General features: G+C 58.4%; 14 protein-coding genes, 1 pseudogene and 1 riboswitch. Of the genes and pseudogenes, 9 read left to right on the top strand and 6 right to left on the bottom strand.

Annotated elements, in window-relative coordinates:
- Positions 1–105: 105 nt before the first annotated feature.
- On the bottom strand, positions 106–2,301 hold the full coding sequence (locus CF137_RS22405) for an immunoglobulin-like domain-containing protein (protein WP_139720695.1): 2,196 nt from the start codon (positions 2,299–2,301) through the stop codon (positions 106–108).
- Between the two features lie 47 nt (positions 2,302–2,348).
- A riboswitch (cyclic di-GMP riboswitch) is annotated at positions 2,349–2,433 on the bottom strand.
- Positions 2,434–2,893: 460 nt separating this feature from the next.
- Between CF137_RS22405 and prlC the strand changes: the two genes are divergently transcribed.
- The 3 genes from prlC to CF137_RS17615 all read left to right on the top strand — a co-directional run bounded on the left by prlC (position 2,894) and on the right by CF137_RS17615 (position 8,508).
- Positions 2,894–4,936, top strand: a complete 2,043-nt coding sequence (prlC, locus tag CF137_RS17625) for an oligopeptidase A (RefSeq protein WP_139720693.1) — start codon at positions 2,894–2,896, stop codon at positions 4,934–4,936.
- 206 nt (positions 4,937–5,142) lie between these two features.
- The gene (locus CF137_RS17620) at positions 5,143–7,692 is read left to right on the top strand and encodes a putative bifunctional diguanylate cyclase/phosphodiesterase (protein WP_101319010.1); all 2,550 of its coding nucleotides are present in this window, start codon (positions 5,143–5,145) and stop codon (positions 7,690–7,692) included.
- 54 nt (positions 7,693–7,746) lie between these two features.
- On the top strand, positions 7,747–8,508 hold the full coding sequence (locus tag CF137_RS17615; protein ID WP_414731111.1) for a class I SAM-dependent methyltransferase: 762 nt from the start codon (positions 7,747–7,749) through the stop codon (positions 8,506–8,508).
- A 71-nt stretch (positions 8,509–8,579) separates the two neighbouring features.
- Here CF137_RS17615 and CF137_RS17610 read toward each other — a convergent pair whose 3' ends face one another.
- The 3 genes from CF137_RS17610 to rhlB are packed head-to-tail and all read right to left on the bottom strand — an operon-like array spanning position 8,580 to position 11,661.
- Positions 8,580–8,834, bottom strand: coding sequence for a Rho-binding antiterminator (locus CF137_RS17610; protein WP_139720691.1), 255 nt, complete (start codon positions 8,832–8,834; stop codon positions 8,580–8,582).
- Positions 8,835–8,864: 30 nt separating this feature from the next.
- Complete coding sequence (gene gppA, locus CF137_RS17605; protein ID WP_139720689.1) at positions 8,865–10,355, bottom strand: guanosine-5'-triphosphate,3'-diphosphate diphosphatase; 1,491 nt, start codon at positions 10,353–10,355, stop codon at positions 8,865–8,867.
- A gap of 13 nt (positions 10,356–10,368) precedes the next feature.
- On the bottom strand, positions 10,369–11,661 hold the full coding sequence (gene rhlB / locus CF137_RS17600; RefSeq protein WP_042021114.1) for an ATP-dependent RNA helicase RhlB: 1,293 nt from the start codon (positions 11,659–11,661) through the stop codon (positions 10,369–10,371).
- 113 nt (positions 11,662–11,774) lie between these two features.
- On the opposite strand from rhlB, the gene trxA reads away from it, so the two are divergent.
- The 6 genes from trxA to CF137_RS17570 all read left to right on the top strand — a co-directional run bounded on the left by trxA (position 11,775) and on the right by CF137_RS17570 (position 18,275).
- Positions 11,775–12,101 (top strand): thioredoxin TrxA, encoded by a 327-nt coding sequence (gene trxA, locus CF137_RS17595; RefSeq protein WP_005339416.1) that lies wholly within the window; start codon positions 11,775–11,777, stop codon positions 12,099–12,101.
- 209 nt (positions 12,102–12,310) lie between these two features.
- On the top strand, positions 12,311–13,576 hold the full coding sequence (rho, locus tag CF137_RS17590) for a transcription termination factor Rho (RefSeq protein ID WP_042021112.1): 1,266 nt from the start codon (positions 12,311–12,313) through the stop codon (positions 13,574–13,576).
- A gap of 108 nt (positions 13,577–13,684) precedes the next feature.
- Positions 13,685–14,683 carry a hypothetical protein gene (locus CF137_RS17585; RefSeq protein WP_139720687.1) on the top strand — a complete coding sequence of 333 codons (999 nt, stop codon included), beginning with the start codon at positions 13,685–13,687 and terminating at the stop codon, positions 14,681–14,683.
- Between the two features lie 33 nt (positions 14,684–14,716).
- Complete coding sequence (gene ubiD, locus CF137_RS17580) at positions 14,717–16,186, top strand: 4-hydroxy-3-polyprenylbenzoate decarboxylase (protein ID WP_068979265.1); 1,470 nt, start codon at positions 14,717–14,719, stop codon at positions 16,184–16,186.
- 155 nt (positions 16,187–16,341) lie between these two features.
- The gene (gene fre / locus CF137_RS17575; RefSeq protein WP_139720685.1) at positions 16,342–17,040 is read left to right on the top strand and encodes an NAD(P)H-flavin reductase; all 699 of its coding nucleotides are present in this window, start codon (positions 16,342–16,344) and stop codon (positions 17,038–17,040) included.
- A 203-nt stretch (positions 17,041–17,243) separates the two neighbouring features.
- Positions 17,244–18,275, top strand: a complete 1,032-nt coding sequence (locus tag CF137_RS17570; RefSeq protein WP_240038566.1) for a sensor domain-containing diguanylate cyclase — start codon at positions 17,244–17,246, stop codon at positions 18,273–18,275.
- 57 nt (positions 18,276–18,332) lie between these two features.
- Here the strand turns inward: CF137_RS17570 and ubiK are convergent, their stop codons facing one another.
- Positions 18,333–18,590, bottom strand: coding sequence for a ubiquinone biosynthesis accessory factor UbiK (gene ubiK, locus CF137_RS17565; protein ID WP_139720683.1), 258 nt, complete (start codon positions 18,588–18,590; stop codon positions 18,333–18,335).
- A gap of 322 nt (positions 18,591–18,912) precedes the next feature.
- Positions 18,913–19,018, bottom strand: a pseudogene (locus CF137_RS17560) (IS5/IS1182 family transposase); the annotation flags it as partial.

The following is a 19,018-nucleotide window of genomic DNA, read 5'->3' as shown; positions in this document are numbered from 1 at the left end:
CTTTCGTTATGAATGTAGCCCGGAGATAACTCCGGGCGGTGCCAGTCGCGGTTGATGCGAGTGGCTGAGGGAGCCCGCGGCTCCCTCTTGGTTATGACCGGCTGATTACAGCTTGGTCCAGGCATCGCTCCAGGCAGAGCCGGTACCCGGTGCATAGTGGCTGGTAGAGCCACCACACCAGCCGCTGTACGGCCAGGGTTTGCACTCGAAGTTGCCACCGGCGTTGCTGACCCGATCACCGGCCTGATAGCTGGTGTTGGGGGCATAGGCCGGGTAGTCGCCATCGTTGCCGCCGTTGTCGCTCTCTTCAGCCAGGGTGACCGGGAAGCGCTGTACCACCGGCTTCTGGCCGTCAGCCAGACCGCTGATCACCACTTCATAGCTGCCATCGGTGACGTTGCTGCCTTGCAGTACCAGCGAGCTGGTGCCATTCACCTTGCTGCTGGTGGTGCCGTGGCTGCGGCCGCTCTGCTCCAGGGTCGCAGTGATCTGTACCGGGTTGGCGGTGGTCACGTTGAAACGGATGCTGACCTGACCGTTGACTATGGTGTACTCGCTGGCCATGGCGCCGACGGTGAAGTCGCTGCTGTCGATCACTGGCGGCTTGTTGCCACCGTCACAGTCGCTGTCACCCTGAACTTTCCAGACACCCCAGTCACCTGTGGTACCTGGCTCTTCGTTCTGGGTCCACCAGCCAGCCAGCCAGTTCTTGCCGTTGTGGCTGACGATGTCGCCGCCGACGTAGACCTTCTTGGCATCCCAACCGTTTTCACAGATAGCGCCCTGCTCCTTGACGGTCACGTTGCGCTGCTGGGTCACCAGCTGACCGGCACTGTCGGTCACCTGATAGGTGAGGGTGTAGCGACCGACCTTGTTGCTGTCGACGCTGCCGCTGACCTTGATCTGGGCAGTCAGGTCACCATCTTCTTCGTCATTTGCACTGACACCGGTCATCGGATCGAAGGGGGTACCCAGCTCCAGCGTGGTGTCGGTGACGCCGCTGAATACCGGCTTCATGCTATAGACTTCGACGCTACGCAGCTGTTCGGTGACGTTGTTGTCACGATCGCTCACTTTGTAGGTGAGGGGGTAGAGACCGATGCGCTGGTTGTCTACCGAACCTTCCACCAGGATCTGGCCAGTCAGGTCGCCATCTTCCTTGTCGTTGGCGCTGACACCGGCCATGGGATCAAAGGCGGTGCCCTGCTTGATGCGGCTATCGCTCACGCCACTGAACACCGGCTTGCCGTTGTCGATCGGCGGAGTGATCTCCTGCTCGTGGATGAAGGGGCCGTAGCTCTTGATGAAGGATTCGTTGTAGGCCTGACCGGCGGCGTTACGACCCATGTCCCAGTTGATGGACCAGGTCATCACGCCGCGCAGGGGCTGGCCCTGGCTCTTCAGCTTGTTGAAGGCATCGAACAGATCTTGCGGATTGGTGACGTAGCCGGTGGCGGCGGCGTCGATGTTGGTCGGGATGCCGAATACCAGCTTGTCGTGGGGGATCTTGTAGTAGCCACGGGTGCCGTTGATCAGCGAGTCCGCCATGTAGTAGATGAACTCTTCTTTCAGGGCATCGTTGTTCTGGGCAATCCAGCCGAAGCCGTCGATCCAGATACCGTCGCCACCCTGGTTGTAGAACTGGGGGTTGATCCAGTCATAGTAACCTTCCAGCGCCCGCAGATAGGGGGTGTAGAGGCCGTTGGCGGTCAGGTAGGGGAACTCCGGTGCCATGGTGATGAGGAAGTTTTTCCCCTGGGCACGATAGTGATCTTTGACGATGCGCAGGGCGGCCGGGATCACGGTCTGGTTGTTGGCAGCGGTGACTGCGGTTTGCTCCAGATCGATATCCAGACCGTCAAAACCGTAGGTCTCCACCAGACGAATGATCTCGTCAGCGAAGGCTTGCTCCTGGCCGGTGCGCAGTTCGATGTGGGCATCGGCGCCACCCAGTGCCAGCAGCACGGCGCGGCCCTGACGGTTCAGCTCAGCGATCTGTTCGATGAACTGGCTTTCATTCATACCGGTGCCGGTATCCAGCTTGAAGGTCGGGATCGGGTTGCCGCCATAAACCTTCATGAAGGAGACATCGACCACGTTGTATTGCGGGTTGACCTGATCCAGCTTGACGCAGGGGGCGACGCCACCCTTGTAGCCAGCGCCGCCGCACCAGTTGTGCCAGTAGCCGACCACTACACCAGATTGCGGGTTGACCATGTTCTGGCCTGCGCTGGCGGCGTGCAGCATGGGGCTGGTGGCGCCGATCAGGCAGCCCAGCAGGGAGAGTTTGAACTTGTTCATTGTTGCTCCGTACGTTGCAAAAGGAGGCCCATCAGGGGATGGGCTTCGGGGGCAGCTCCGCTGTCATAGGAAAATCCCTTAGACCGGTGGCTTTGCGTGGTGGCCTTTCGAGCCACCTTGCCTTTTTCACCCGACCTCTGTGTGGCACAGACAATCAAGTGGCCCCCCAAATTAGCCGCATATGGTAGGAGAGGGAAGATAAATTAATCAACGCGCTCTCCTGTATGTCACATTTTGGAAAAAGTTAATAATTCAAAGTGTTCCAGAGGGTCTTTGTTTAAATAACAGGATGTTCGAAGAGGGGGGAACCCAGATGGCCATAGGGTTGGTGAGGGATTTACCCTGATGCTCGCCACCGGTGGCATGCCTATCAGTAGCACGGGAATGATGGGGAACAAGGGCTGCGGCCTGTGTCATTAGCTGACGCGAGGTGGCCCCCGGCGAGCTGGCGGCACCCCGGTTGTGAGGCGGATGGCAAAAAGGGGGCTGGAGTGTGATTCCAGCTTGATTATTGCATGGGTTGCCCACATGTTAGAAAACCATACAGAGCTGATAAAGCGGTCTGTTCAAGACCTAACAAGAGGTAACCGGGATGAATAACCCTTTGCTGACAATGGATGCACTGCCCCCTTTCAGCCAGATCCAGCCAGAGCAGGTGCAAGCTGCCGTGGTGCAGGCGATCGCTGACTGCAAGCAGAAGATCAGCGATGTGCTGGCCCAGAATGAAACCCACACCTGGGATAGCCTGATTGCCCCGCTGGAAGAGGTCAATGACCGTCTGGCTCGGATCTGGTCACCGGTCAGCCACCTTAATTCCGTCCTTAACAGCGAAGCGCTACGAGTGGCACATGATGCCTGCCTGCCGCTGCTCTCTGAGTTCCAGACTTATGTCGGCCAGCATGAAGGGCTCTATCAAGCCTATCTTGGCCTCTCCCAAAGCGATGACTTCCCGCTGCTGAGCTGCGCCCAGCGCAAGGAAATCCTCAATACCCTGCGCGATTTCCGCCTCTCCGGTATCGGTCTGCCTGCCGAGGCGCAGCAGCGTTACGGCGAAATTCAGGCCCGTCTCTCCGAGCTGGCCTCCCGCTTCAGCAACAATGTGCTGGATGCCACCCAGGGCTGGCACAAGCCGGTGACCGAGGAAGCCGAACTGGCCGGTCTGCCCGACAGCGTGCGGGCTGCTGCCCGTCAGATGGCCGAACTCAAGGGCAAAGAGGGGTGGCTGTTCACTCTGGATATCCCCTCTTACCTGCCGGTGATGATGTACTCGGACAACCGCGAACTGCGTGCCGAGATGTATCAGGCCTTCACCACTCGCGCCTCGGATCAGGGCCCCAACGGGGGCAAGTGGGACAACTCCGCCATCATGAGCGAGCTGCTCACCTTGCGCCGCGAACTGGCCCAGCTGCTTGGTTTTGCCAACTATGCCGAGTTGTCGCTGGCGACCAAGATGGCGGACAAGACCGAACAGGTGGTGAGCTTTCTCACCGATCTGGCGGCCAAATCCCTGCCGCAAGGCAAAGCCGAGCTGGAGGAGATCCGCGCCTTCGCCACCGAGCAACATGGTCAGAGCGAGCTGGCCGCCTGGGATCTCGCCTATTACGCCGAGAAGCTCAAGCAGCACAAATTCTCCATCTCCGATGAGCAGTTGCGCCCCTACTTCCCCGCCAGCAAGGTGGTGAAGGGGCTGTTCGAAGTGGTGAAGCGGGTGTTTGGCATGAAGGTGCGCGAGCGTCTCGGCATCGATACCTGGCACCCGGACGTGCGCTTCTACGACATCTTCGATGCCGAAGACGAGCTGCGTGGTAGCTTCTACCTCGATCTCTATGCCCGCGAACACAAGCAGGGTGGCGCCTGGATGGATGTCTGCCTGGGTCGTCGTTACCGTCAGGATGGCTCGCTGCAAAAGCCGGTGGCTTATCTGACCTGTAACTTCAACGGCCCGGTGGATGGCAAACCAGCGCTGTTTACCCACAACGAAGTGGTCACCCTGTTCCACGAGTTTGGTCACGGTATTCATCATATGCTGACTCGCATCGACGTGGCCGGTGTCGCCGGGATCAACGGCGTGGCCTGGGATGCGGTGGAGCTGCCGAGCCAGTTCCTCGAGAACTGGTGCTGGGAGTCCGAGGCGCTGGCCTTTATCTCTGGTCATCATGAGACCGGCGAGCCGCTGCCTGCCGATCTGCTGGAGAAGATGCTGACGGCCCGCAACTTCCAGGCGGCGATGCAGATGCTGCGCCAGCTGGAGTTTTCTCTGTTCGACTTCCGGTTGCATCAGACATTTGACCCGGCCAACCCGGATCAGATCCCTAGCCTGCTGGCCGAAGTGCGCAGTCAGGTGGCGGTCATGACGCCACCCGAGTTCAACCGCTTCCAGCACAGCTTCTCCCACATTTTTGCCGGTGGCTATGCGGCGGGTTATTACAGCTACAAGTGGGCTGAAGTGCTCTCTGCTGACGCCTTCTCCCGCTTCGAGGAGGAGGGGATTTTTAATCCGGTCACCGGCCAATCCTTCCTGAAGCACATTCTGGAGAAGGGGGGCTCGAAAGAGCCAATGGAGCTGTTCCGTGCCTTCCGTGGCCGCGAGCCCAAGGTGGATGCCCTGCTGCGCCACAGCGGGATCGCTGCGTGAAATCTCTCCTCCAGAACCGGGGTGAGCTTCAAGCAGGTACATATTTGTGACCTTGTAGGGTCAATTTGTGACTGGTGCGACAAAAAGGGACCTTATGGTCCCTTTTTTCGAGTCTTTTTAATATCTTGCTGACTGCATATTTGCACTGCCTGCGGCTCTTCAGTAGAGTCGTGTTCTAATCAGTCAAGGTGAGAAAGCCACTTGCCATGAGGCGAGCTCTCGATTCCGTCTATCAAATCATCTCCAGTCTGGCTCATTCGAGCGGGCGGGGATATTTCGATACTTTTGTGAGTGAAATCGCCGCTGCTGTGATGGCTGATGTCGTCCTGATCTCCAGTGGGGCGCTCAATGACACCCACTTGACGGTACAGGCGGCCTATCCCTCCTCCCTTGACCCCGATACCCTGACGCTGCAGCTGACGACCACCCCTGATGCTATTACCTGGCAGGAGGGCGAGGCCTGGTTCAGCGATCGTCTGCTACAGCTATTCCCCGAGATGCCACTTGCCCGCCAGTGGCAAGCCCGGGCGTATGTCGGGATTGCCCTCAAGAATGCTGACGGCGAGACCATAGGTGTCTGCAGTTTGCTCTATCGCCAGCCCCAAGCCGATATGGGCCGGGTGATGGGCCTGCTCAGGCTGCTGGGGCCACTGGCGGGTCGTGAGCTGGCGTTGCTGTTGCAGCGACAGCTGCCGCAACCTGTGCCTGATGCCCCCCAAGTTTTGCAGAGCATGCTTTTTGAGGCCCCGGTGGGGATCGGCAAGCTGGATCTCACTGGCCGGATCCTCTGGGCCAATCCGGCCATTGAAAGGATGTTGGGTTATTCTCTCGACGAGCTGCTGCAGCGATCCATCTCTGACATCAATCACCCCGAGGATTGGCAACGCAGTCTCGAGTGCTACCAGCAAATTCACCGCGGTGAGTGCAGTCGTTTTACGCTGGAGAAGCGTTACCTGCGCAAAGGGGGGGAGATCCTGTGGGGGCGGGTCACGGTTACCCTCATCACTGACGAGCAACAACAGCCGGACTACCTGATGGTGCTGCTGGAGAATATCGATCCTCTCAAGCGTCATGCCGAACAGCTTAAACTTTCCCACCGGGTCTATGACAACCTCTCCGAGGCCATTCTGGTGTGTGATGCCGATAGCCGCATCATCTCGGTCAACCCGGCATTCGAGCAGATCACCGGTTACAGTGGAGACGAGGCTCGTGGCCAGCGTCCCAGCATCCTCAAGTCCGGGCTACACGATCAAACCTTCTATGCCGACATGTACCATGCGCTGGAGCGGGTGGGGGTGTGGCGCGGCGAGGTGTGGAACAAGCGCAAGAACGGCAAGCTCTATCCGCAACAGTTGATGATAAGTACCCTGCGTGAAGCGGGAAAAATACAGCAATATATCGCCATTTTCAGCGATCTTTCCCAAACCAAGCAAGCCGAGCAGAAGATCGCCGCCCAGGCAAACTATGACACTCTCACCAGCCTGCCCAACCGCTGGTTGTTTAGCCGCTGTTTGAGCCGTTTTTGCGAGCGGGGCGAGCGCTTTTCTCTGATGGTGCTCGATCTCAATAACTTCAAGGCGGTCAACAACAGCATGGATCACCAGGCCGGTGATGCCCTGTTGCGGGAGGTATCGGATCGACTGGTGAGCCGGGTGCGTACCGAAGATATGGTGGCCCGTATCGGCGGCGACGAGTTTGCCTTTCTGGTGCCCGGTATCGTCACCCGCCGTCAGGCGGAGGTGTTTGCCAAACAGGTGATCGGCAGCTTTGCCCGTCCCTTTATGCTGGCCAACCAGCAGCTCTATGTCACCGCGACCATCGGCATGACCCTTTGTCCGGTCGATGGCAGCGAGAGCGACGAGCTGCTACGCAACGCCGAACAGGCACTGTTTGCGGCAAAGCGGCAGGGGCGGTTGCTGGGTGCCTACAGCGCGACCATGCGGGAAGAGGTACGTCAGCGCCACCAGATGCAGCAGGATTTGGCTGAAGCGATCAAGCTGGAACAGCTGACCATGGCCTACCAGCCGATCTGGGATAACCGCAGTGGGCGGGTTGCCAAGCTGGAGGCGCTGGTACGCTGGTATCATCCCCGCTGGGGACAGGTTTCCCCCGCCGAGTTTATTCCGCTGGCGGAAGAGGCCGGCTTGATTCAGGGGTTGGGGGCACTGGTGCTGTGGCAGTCGTGCCGGGATTTGGCGCGCTTGCAGCAATCCGGTTTTCCGCAGCTGCAGATGTCGATCAACCGCTCTACCCTGGAGTTCCAGACCATAGATCCGGAGGCGAGCGAGTGGCTCAAGGTGATTCAGCACTACGGGCTTGATCCTGCCGACATCGTCATCGAAATTACCGAATCCTTGCTGATGGAGAGTAGTGATCAGCACAGGGTGCGGATCGATGCGTTGCGTGCAGCGGGGTGCCTGCTGGCCATCGATGATTTCGGCACCGGCTACTCGGCGCTCAACTACTTGCGCACCTTCCCGGTCGATCTGGTCAAAATAGATGGCTCCTTTGTACGCCACATCCCCTTCAACGAGCAGGATCGGCTGCTGCTGGACGGCATCATCAACATAGTGCACAACCTCGGCATGGAGGTGGTGATCGAAGGGGTGGAAACCCGCGAGCAGCTCAACTTCCTCTGTCAGAAGGGGTGTGCCTTCACTCAGGGCTACCTGCTCAGCCGCCCGTTGGCCTATGACGACCTGACCGATTACCTCGCCCTCAATCAACAGGGGATGAGCCTCACGGTCGTGAGCTGATCCCGCGCTTCTGTTATCATGGCCGCTTCTGCGCGTGTCATGAGTCTGCTCCCTATGCCCCATATTCAGGTTATCAGTGAAGTACCCGCCCGTGATGGCGAGCTCGACGCCCTGCGTCTACGCCTTGCCGAGGTGGAGTTTGTGGCCCCGTTCGCGCTGGTACTGACTGAAGAGAGACTGGAACTGCGCAAGCTGGATGAACCCAAGCTGGGTGCCGTCTATGTGGACTTCGTGGAAGGGGCGGTGGCTCATCGCCGCAAGTTTGGCGGCGGTCGTGGCCAGTCTATCGCCAAGGCGGTCGGGCTCAAGGCCGGTGCCACACCGACCGTGGTGGATGCTACCGCGGGACTGGGCCGCGATGCCTTCGTGCTGGCCTCCCTTGGTTGCAAGGTGACCCTGATCGAGCGCAGCCCTGTGGTGGCGGCTCTGTTGCAGGATGGGCTGGCGCGGGCGGTGCAGGATCCCGAGATTGGCCCCTGGGTCAGCGAGCGGATGCAGCTGCTGCAAGGCCCAGCGGTGGATAACCTGCTGGCGCTGCCAGAGCGGCCTGACGTCATCTATCTTGACCCCATGTTCCCCCACAAGCAGAAATCGGCGCTGGTGAAAAAAGAGATGCGGGTGTTCCAGTCGCTGGTGGGGCCGGATCTCGACGCGGATGCCCTGCTGCCTGCGGCACTCAAGATGGCGAACAAGCGGGTGGTGGTAAAGCGCCCGGCCTATGCTGGCTGGCTCAATGAGCACAAACCCAGCATGGCCATCGAGACCAAGGGTAACCGTTTCGATGTCTATGTGATGGCGGCGCTGGTGGCGGGTTAACTGTCGCTTTGAATGCTGGATACAAAAAAGGAGGGCCAACGTCATGTTGGCCCTCCTTTTTTGTACTGGATTCAGTTGGTTGGCGCGAAGCGGATTAGCTTATCTTCCCCTTGCCAACTTAGACCTAAAGTCGCCAGCTCCCCTAGACTGAGTCGTTCACCACTGTGTAGCAGCAGATATTCGACCCCTTCACAGGCCTCTATGGTGCGGATCTTGTCACCCCACTGACGACCATCGCGACTGGTGAGGATCACCGGCAGTTGCCAGCTGGCGGCAATTTCGAGCCAGTCGTAGAGATCGCAGCTGATGGGTTGATAATCCGGCATGATCGACTCCAAAACAGCCAAGTTGCTGGATCAGGCTTCCTGCAGGCGGGTTGGCCAGCCCATCTTTTGCTGGCGTTCCACTTCCAGGCGTAGCTCGCTGGCGCGCAGGTAGTGTTCATCCATCCAGCCCTTGGGCAGGGTCAGGGTCAGTGACTCTTCCTCGGCCTGCAGGGTGAAGCTGGGCACTGTGCCCTGGGTGCGGCGCATGCAGAGAATGAGCGAGATGCGCAGGATACGGGCCAGCCGGATCGCCTGACGACCGGTGACTGCGCCCTGTTTTTCCAGGGTTTCCAGCTTGAATTCGTCCCGCTGGTTGAACAGCAGGGCCGACAACAGCTTCTTTTGTGCCGGGGTAAAACCCGGCATATCGATGTTGTCGATGATGTAGGCCGCGTGTTGCGGTGCCTTCTTGTACTCGATACAGAGGCCCAGTTCGTGCAGCAAAGCGGCATAACGAAGGATGGGGCGACCATAACGTTTGGAGAGACGCCAGCCCGGTTGTAGCTGGCTGAATGCTTCGACGGCGGTATCGCGCACCCGTTCGGCGTGCTCTTTATCCAGCTGATAGCGGCTGATCAGGCTGTCGGCGGTGCGATCCCGGGCATCACAGTCGTGATTGTTGCCCAGCAGGCCGTAGATCAGGCCTTCACGCAGAGCACCACCCGCCAGGGTCATGCTCTCGATATTCAGGGTTTCAAAGATGGCGATCAGGATGGCGAGGCCGGAGGGGAACACCGTCAGCCGTTCGGCCGCCAGCCCTTCCAGCTGTAACCGATCCAGCTTGCCACAGGCGATGGCCTGACCCATCAGCTCCTGTAGTTTCGGCAGGGTAACCCGCTCGCTCTTCCCTTGCGCCAGCATGATCTCTTGCAGCGCTTGTACCGTGCCAGAGGCGCCGACGCAGGTGCGCCAGCCGAGGGCGCGGTAATCTTCCGCCACCTTCTCCAGCACCGCTTTGGCGGCGGCAATTGCCTGCTCGAAACGCGTTGCACTCAGCTCGCCATCACCGAAGTGATTGTTGAGCCAGGTGACACAGCCCATGTGCAGGCTGTTGAGCAGTTTCGCTTCGCTGTGCTCGCCAATCACCAGTTCGGTACTGGCGCCGCCAATGTCGATCACCAGCCGGTTGCCCTCTCCGGCAGAGGTCCAGGAGACCCCTTCGTAGATGGTTTTTGCCTCTTCCTCACCCGAGATAATCTCGATGCTGTGGTTGAGTAGCCGTTCTGCTTCGCTGAGGAACTCGTCGACGTTGGTGGCAAGGCGCAGGGTTGCGGTGCCCACCACCCGGATGTTGTCGGCCGGAATATCCTGCAACTGCTCGGAGAACAGCCGCAGACAGTCCCAGCCCCGCTCCATGGCGGCACGGTTGAGGTGAAATTCCGGATCGAGCCCGGCAGCTAGGCGAACCTTGCGCTTGACCTTGGTGACGGTGCGCAGGGCACCGGCGACCTCGCGCACCACCAGCATGTGAAAGCTGTTGGAGCCGAGGTCGATGGCGGCATAGAGCGGCGAGTTGTGCAACTGGGCCTGTCCTTTAGCTCTTGCGCGGCGGACGACGACGGTTGTTGCTGTTGTTGCTGCCACCCTGACGGTCACGCATGTTGCGGTTGACCGGCTGGCGGTTGCGAACAACACGTTTCGGCGCAGTCACATCATCCAGCAGCGCTTCACGATCATATTTGCTGACCGGAATGGCGTGGTGGATGTACTCCTCGATGGCTGGCAGGTTGAAGGCATAGTCTTCACAGGCCAGGCTGATGGAGTGACCGCTCTTGCCGGCACGACCGGTACGACCGATACGGTGCACGTAGTCTTCGGCGTCGTCGGGCAGGTCATAGTTGAAGACGTGGGTCACGTCAGGGATGTGCAGACCACGGGCAGCCACGTCGGTAGCGACCAGGATGTCCAGCGTCCCTTTGGTGAAGTCTTCCAGGATCTTCATCCGCTTCTTCTGCGGCACGTCGCCAGTCAACAGACCTGCGCGGTGGCCGTCATTCTCCAGCCACGCCTGCACGTCTTCACAGATATGTTTGGTGTTGGCGAACACGATGGCTTTTTCTGGCCACTCCTCTTCCATCAGAGAGAGCAACAGCAGCATCTTGTCTTCATTGGAGGGGTAGAACAGCTCTTCCTGAATGCGTACGCCGGTCATCTGCTCTGGCTCTACCTGCACATGTTCCGGGTGGTTCATGTGCTCGTAGGCCAGCTCCTGCACCCGCAGGGAGAGGGTCGCAGAGAACAGCATGCTCAGACGCTCGGTCGGGGCAGGCATGCGGCGGAACAGGAAGCGGATGTCCTTGATGAAGCCCAGATCGAACATGCGATCGGCCTCATCCAGTACGACGACCTGAATGTTGCTCAGGTCGATCACCTTGGACTTGAAGTAGTCGATGATGCGGCCGGTGGTGCCGATCAGGATGTCGACGCCCTGCTCCAGCACAGCCAGCTGCTTGTCGTAACCTTCGCCACCGTAGGCGAGGCCGAGTTTCAGGCCGGTAGAGGCAGCAATGCTGTCGGCATCGTTGTAAATCTGTACTGCCAGTTCCCGGGTGGGTGCCATGATGATGGCTCTGGGTTGATTAACCAGACGGGGAGTGGTCAGTGGGTGAGTTAGCAAATAGTTGAAGGTGGCGGCCAGGAAGGCGATGGTCTTGCCGGTTCCTGTCTGAGCCTGACCGGCGAGGTCATGACCTTCAACCAGCAGTGGCAGAGACAGTGCCTGGATGGGGGTGCAATAGTGAAATCCCTTTGATTCCAGACCAGCCAGAACTTCGGGTTCGAGGCCCATTTGGGCGAATTTTTCGGTCGTTAAGTGTGTTTTGCTCATGGCGGTAGGTTATCAGGTTAGGCTTGCATTAATAAACAGGATCATTTCAAATAGGGCAACTATTGCCTTTGTTGACGTATCAATAAAGCCTTATTTACTGACTGGAGTTGGAGATGAGTGACAAGATTGTTCAGCTGAGCGATGCCAGCTTCGAGGCAGATGTAATCAAAGCCGATGGCGCCGTCCTGGTCGACTTCTGGGCCGAATGGTGTGGTCCGTGCAAGATGATTGCCCCGATCCTGGAAGAAGTTGCCCAAGAGTACGAAGGTCGCGTGACCGTGGCCAAACTGAACATCGACCATAACTCTGATACTCCGCCCAAGTACGGCATTCGTGGTATCCCGACCCTCTTGCTGTTCAAGAATGGCGAAGTGGCAGCGACCAAGGTCGGTGCACTGTCCAAGACTCAGTTGAAAGAGTTTCTGGACGGCAACCTGTAATAACCTAAGGGGAGCGCATTGCAATAATGCGCTCCTTCTGTTTTATCACCTAGACGCTCATCCCGATTAGTGCTAATTTATCGCTCGTTTGCTAACCTTTTTGTCAGACCCGCTTTTGCAAAAGTTGGCTGGCAAGTCAAATCTGAACAGCACCAATCCAGCAGACTGTCTCCTCCCATTTCAATCCTTGCTTACAGACTTTCACCACTATGAATCTGACTGAATTAAAGAACACTCCTGTGTCCGAGCTGGTCAAGCTTGGCGAATCCATGGGGTTGGAAAATCTGGCTCGGGCGCACAAGAAAGATATTATTTTCGCGATCCTCAAGGCGCACGCCAAGGGTGGTGAGGATATCTTTGGCGACGGTGTGCTGGAAATCCTGACCGATGGTTTTGGCTTCCTGCGTAGTGCAGATGGCTCCTATCTGGCTGGCCCGGACGATATCTACGTCTCCCCGAGCCAAATTCGCCGCTTCAACCTGCGTACCGGCGATACCGTTTCTGGCAAAATCCGACCACCGAAAGAGGGCGAACGTTATTTCGCACTGCTCAAGGTCAACGAGGTCAACTATGACCGTCCGGAAAACGTCCGCAACAAGATCCTGTTTGAAAACCTGACACCGCTGCATGCCAACGAACGTCTGCGCATGGAACGGGGTAACGGTTCTACCGAAGACATCACTGCCCGTGTACTGGATTTGGCATCTCCTATCGGTAAAGGGCAGCGTGGCCTGATCGTGGCACCGCCCAAGGCCGGTAAGACCATGCTGCTGCAGAACATCGCCCAGAGCATCGCCTACAACCACCCGGACTGTGAACTGATCGTCCTGCTGATCGACGAGCGTCCGGAAGAAGTGACCGAGATGCAGCGCATGGTGAAGGGTGAAGTGATCGCTTCTACCTTTGACGAGCCTGCTTCCCGCCACGTTCAGGTCGCCGATATGGTGATCGAAAAGGCCAAGCGTCTGGTCGAGCACAAGAAGGACGTGGTCATCCTGCTGGACTCCATCACTCGTCTGGCTCGCGCCTACAACACCGTCATCCCGTCATCGGGCAAGGTACTGACCGGTGGTGTGGATGCCAACGCCCTGCACCGTCCCAAGCGCTTCTTCGGCGCCGCGCGTAATGTGGAAGAGGGCGGTAGCCTGACCATCATCGCGACCGCGCTGGTGGATACCGGATCCAAAATGGACGAGGTTATCTACGAAGAGTTCAAGGGTACCGGTAACATGGAACTGCACCTCTCGCGCAAGATTGCCGAGAAGCGCATCTACCCGGCCATCGACATCACCCGTTCTGGCACCCGTAAGGAAGAGCTGCTGACCGCGCCTGACGAGCTGCAGAAGATGTGGATCCTGCGCAAGATCATTCACCCCATGGGCGAGATCGATAGCATCGAGTTCCTGATCGACAAGTTGGCAGGCACCAAGACTAACGACGAGTTCTTTGACGCCATGCGGCGCCAGCAGAAGTAAGTCCGGTCACAAAATGACGAAACCGCGGCCCTGGTCGCGGTTTTTGTTTATCTGTTTTCCGGTCGCCCTAGTAGTATGAAATCCCGATGTCACAAGGATAGAGACGTCATGAAACCTATTTTTTGGTTCTGGCTGGGGTTGCTGTTCGCCATGCCGCTCCATGCCCAAGTGGCATCAGCCTCATTGCCGGTGACCGTTGAGACCCTGCAAACGCACCAGCGCTATCTGGCTAGCCGTCTGCAACAGGGGCAATTTGCTGCCATCGACACCCTGCTGGCAACCCTGAGCCGCGAGCAGCGGGAGTTCCTGCTGCTGCAACTGCTGCGGGATATTCCGCTTACCGCCCCTGCATCCCCCGAGTTGCAACAGTGGGTCGAGGCTCAGGCCGCCAAGGCTCCTCAGTGGCTACTGGAGCAGCAGGTAGACGGTTTTCTGGTGCAGCAACCCGCCTACGATTTTTCCGCCCGCGCCCGCCAGTTGCTTGGTCAATGGCAACTACAGCGGCTGGTGGTGAGCTATCACCAGCAGCTTGCCCAGGGGAGCTTTGCGCTCAAATCCATTTACTACAGCCGTAACCCCGACCTTGCCATGCAGCAGCAAGCCCTGTTGCTGGCCCTTGCAAAAGTGCCGCCATCGATCTGGGATCGGGAGGCCCGCCAGCTGGCGGGCCAGAATATCTATCTGCCCGACAACCAGTTGTTGCGCTATCTGCTGGAACGTACCGGCGAGCCAGCACTCTATGCCCGATTGTGGCGCCAGCCGGTGGATCAGGATGCGCTGATCGCACTGTCCACCATCAGTCACTTCCATCAAGGCGCGGCGGCCAGTGATCTATTGATTGCTGCCAGTGTTAACCCTGATTTGAAGGAGCCCGCCCTGCGCCAGATGAGCGCGCTATCTCCCTTGCCGCAGCTGGCCCAACGCTATCTGCTGGCGGAACTCTCCAACCGCCAATACGGTGCGCTGGTGGCGGGTTTGTTGATGGAAGTGGACGAGCCTCTGTTGCTCTCTGCGCTGGTCAGGCGTCTGGGGCAACGTGACTCCCCTCCCATCGCCCCGAGTCTGTTACCCGATACGGGTACACCCGATGTGCGGCCAGGGTTATAATGCACAACCTCCTGAACCCGGTTGGGAACTTGCATGAAATACAAGGATTTGCGTGATTTCATCGCGCAGCTGGAACAAAACGGACAACTCAAGCGCATCACTCGCGAGATAGACCCCTATCTGGAGATGACCGAGATCAGCGATCGCACCCTGCGTGCGGGTGGCCCGGCGCTGCTGTTCGAAAATCCCAAAGGCTACACCATGCCGGTGCTGACCAACCTGTTCGGTACCCCGGATCGGGTGGCCATGGGGATGGGCCAGCCGAATGTGGGTGCCCTGCGTCAGGTCGGGGTTTGGCTCTCTTATCTCAAGGAGCCTGAGCCGCCCCGTGGTCTCAAGGAGCTGATGGAGAAGCTGCCGATCTTCAAGCAGGTACTCAACATGCCGACCAAGCGGCTCTCTTCCGCCCCCTGCCAGCAGGTGGTGCTGGAGGGGGATGCGGTCGATCTCGACCAGATCCCGATCCAGCACTGCTGGCCCGGTGATGTGGCGCCGCTGGTTACCTGGGGCCTTACCATTACCCGTGGCCCCTACAAGAAACGGCAGAACCTCGGTATCTACCGCCAGCAGAAGATCGGCAAGAACAAATTGATCATGCGTTGGCTCGATCACCGTGGCGGCGCCATCGATTTTCGCGAATGGCAAGAGGCCCATCCGGGCGAGCGATTCCCGGTGGTGGTGGCGCTCGGCGCTGATCCGGCGACCATTCTCGGCGCTGTGACGCCGGTGCCGGATACCCTCTCCGAGTATGCCTTTGCCGGTCTGCTGCGCGGTAGCCGTACCGAAGTGGTGAAAGCGATAAGCTGTGATCTGGAGGTGCCCGCCAGCGCCGAGATCGTGCTGGAAGGCTATCTGGAACCGGGTGAAATGGCGCCGGAAGGGCCTTATGGCGATCATACCGGTTACTACAACGAGGTGGACGAGTTCCCGGTCTTTACCATTACCCATATGACCAAGCGGCGGGATGCCATCTATCACAGTACCTACACCGGCCGTCCGCCCGATGAACCCGCGGTGCTGGGGCTGGCGCTGAACGAGGTGTTCGTGCCGCTGCTGCAAAAGCAGTTCCCCGAGATCGTCGACTTCTATCTGCCACCGGAAGGGTGCTCCTACCGGATGGCGGTTGTCACCATCAAGAAGCGCTACCCGGGCCATGCCAAGCGCGTCATGCTGGGGGTCTGGTCCTTCCTGCGCCAGTTTATGTACACCAAGTTCGTGATTGTCTGCGATGACGACATCAATGCCCGCGACTGGAACGATGTGATTTGGGCCATCACCACCCGAATGGACCCGGCACGGGACACCACTCTGATCGAAAACACCCCGATCGACTATCTGGACTTCGCCTCGCCGGTCTCCGGCCTTGGCTCCAAAATGGGGCTGGATGCCACCAATAAGTGGCCGGGTGAGACCAGTCGTGAGTGGGGCCAGCCCATAGTGCAGGACGAAGCAGTGAAGCAGAAGATCGATACCATTTGGGATGAGCTAAATATCCTTAGCTGAGCCAAAGATGGCAGCTTTGCGGCATTTGCTGCAAAAAGTGATGCGATCCGCACTGATTTGAGTATTCTCGACTGACGGGACCAGGGCTGCTGGTCGTCATTCCATAGTGAAACAATGAGCGAAGCGGGCCGAGCGAGCCCGCCACAAGGACAAGAATGCAACGTATCAAATGCCGCGTAGAGGAACTGCGCGAATATGTCGACACCATCTGGCATGTGGCTCTGACGCCGCAGCAAGATATCAGCTTCAAGCCGGGCCAGTATCTGCTGGTGGTGATGAGCGATTCGGACAAGCGCCCCTTCTCCATCGCCAACTCGCCGACCCGCCCGGGTGTGCTGGAGCTGCAAATTGGTGCCACTCCCGAAAATGCCTACGCCGGTCAGGTGCTGGCGCGGATGCGCGAGCAGGGCGAGATCGAGGTCGAATTACCGGCCGGCAAGGCGTTCCTGCGCGATGAATCCCGCCGTCCGCTGATCCTGATGGCGGGCGGCACCGGCTTCTCTTACGCCCGCTCCATTCTGGAGTATCTGATCGACACGGGTAGCAAGCGCCCGGTGTTCTTCTACTGGGGCGTACGTCAGGCTCACTGGCTCTACGAGCTGGAGCAGATGCAGCAGTGGGAGCGCGACTACGCACCGCTCACCTTCATCCCGGTGGTGCAGGAGCCGGAGGCTGACTGGACTGGCAAGAGCGGGCTGGTGCACAAGGCGATCATGGATGACTTCGTCAGTCTGCACGACTACGACATCTATGTGGCTGGTCGTTTCGAGATGGCGGGGGCGGCGCGGGAGGAGTTCAAGATCCTCGGTGCCGAGCCGGAGCGCATCTTCGGTGATGCCTACGAATTTATCTGACCAACAGCAGGGTTGGATGATGCAGCCTCCGGTGTGACCGGGGGCTGTTTTTTTCGGGGTTGTTATCGTGAGCGGGCGTGGCGCGACGAACTCGGTGTTATCCCATGATTTTTCGTCATTTTTGACATGAATGGCTACTAATTAGCCGTGGCTGGTGGCATCTTGGTCGGTGATTATCAGCAGGCTGGGTAAGGATATCCGAAGTGATAGCACAAGGCGGGGTAGCGTTGAGTGAAGAGGGCAGGGTAGCTGCAGAGGATGTCGTGGGTGAGGCCCGAAGTGCTGAATGGGTCGCGACGCCAAACCCCTCTCTTCATGGTGGTGAACGTGCCCGTTTGCAGGCTGAAATAGCTGCCCTAAAGCATGAAAATGACCTGCTGCAAGAGAAGCTCAATGCCGCCCTCGATGGCACCGGCATCTGCCTCTGGCAGGGCACCATTCCCACCGGTGAGCTGCGGGTCTTCAATCTGCAGAACTTCCAGGCCGGAGATATGGCCCCTCATTTCGATCTATGGAGTGCCAAGCTCCATCCTGATGATCGTAGCCACACCCTAACCCACTACCATGACCACCTGCAGGGGCTGGCTCCCTGCTATGAAGCCGAATATCGCACCGTCAGCCCGGATGGCGAGATTACCTGGCTGTGGGATCGGGGGCGGGTCGTCGATTGGGATGGTGATGGCAAGCCGCTGCGGATCATGGGCTCCCATATCGATATCACCCGGCGCAAGGCGTATGAGCTACAGCTGGCAGAGCGCGCCAACAGCGACGCCCTGACCGGGCTGCTCAACCGGCAGGGATTTGGCAAGGCCTTCAAGCAGTTAAAGCCGCAGGGGCCAAGGGCTTTGCTGTTTATCGATCTGGATGATTTTAAAGGGATCAATGACCAGTTGGGTCACGCCTGTGGCGATCAGGTGCTGCAGCAGATCGCGCAGTGGTTGCGGCGCATCATGCCGGCGTCGGCACTCTGTGGTCGCTATGGTGGTGATGAATTTGTGGTCCATCTGCACCATGAGGTATCGAGTCACACCTCGGCCCAGTTGGCCGATGTGCTGATCAGTGAGATACAGCGTTATGTGCCGCAACCCGATTGCCCGCTCCGGGTCGGGATGAGCATCGGCATTGCTCTATGGGAGGCCGAATTGTCGTTAAGAGAGGTGCTGGACGTGGCGGACAGGGCCATGTATGAAGCCAAGGCACGGGGAAAACGGGCCTGGCATCTGCTACATGCTTGATTGAGCCATTCGGCTGACCAGCACATAACAAAAACCCCAGCCGAGCTGGGGTTTTTGTTATTCGCCTTTGGCGCCGAGCTGCTGTTCGAGCTGCTCCAGCTTGCTTTCGAGGGCGGCCAGTTTTTCCCGGGTACGCAGCAGCACCTTGGTCTGCACGTCGAACTCTTCGCGGCTGACCAGATCCAGCTTGCCCAGCTGGGCTTGCAGTACCTGACGCATCTTCTTTTCGGCCTCTTCACCCATGCTACGAATGCCGGGCGGCAGGGAGTTGTGTACCTGCTTGGCGATCTCTTCCAGTTTCTTCGGGTCGATCATGACGTTCTCCTTAAGCGTTGGCTGACATTCTACCGACAATTACCTCACTTTGCCGAGATCGCGGCGGCTTTTTAGTCGTGAAGGCGAGCGCTGTCTGGTCGGGTCTGGTTAATCCTCCGCTGTTGTTACCCTTGCGCCCCTTTGTTGACGTAAAACCTTGATTCTCGCCACAAACCTGAGCAGAAGATGACCAACGCGAGTCTCGTTGGTTGTTGGTTTTATGTTAACTTCTTGCGGTCGAAGTGGTGAATGCTTCGTTGGCTTGTGATGGACAACAACTTATAAAGAGAACAAAAAATGAAGAAGAAGCTAGGGACTGTCGTCATAAGATCGAGGCCCACAAGTATGTGCAGCGGATCTGCACCGCTGCCACAAACGAGCCAGTGTTTTTGGCGTATCTTGTCGCAATTCCTCGCCATTGTTTCAGA

The sequence above is a fragment of the Aeromonas sobria genome (assembly GCF_006243315.1).
GTDB lineage: Bacteria > Pseudomonadota > Gammaproteobacteria > Enterobacterales > Aeromonadaceae > Aeromonas > Aeromonas sobria_A.
This window is presented reverse-complemented; position numbering and strand designations above follow the sequence as displayed.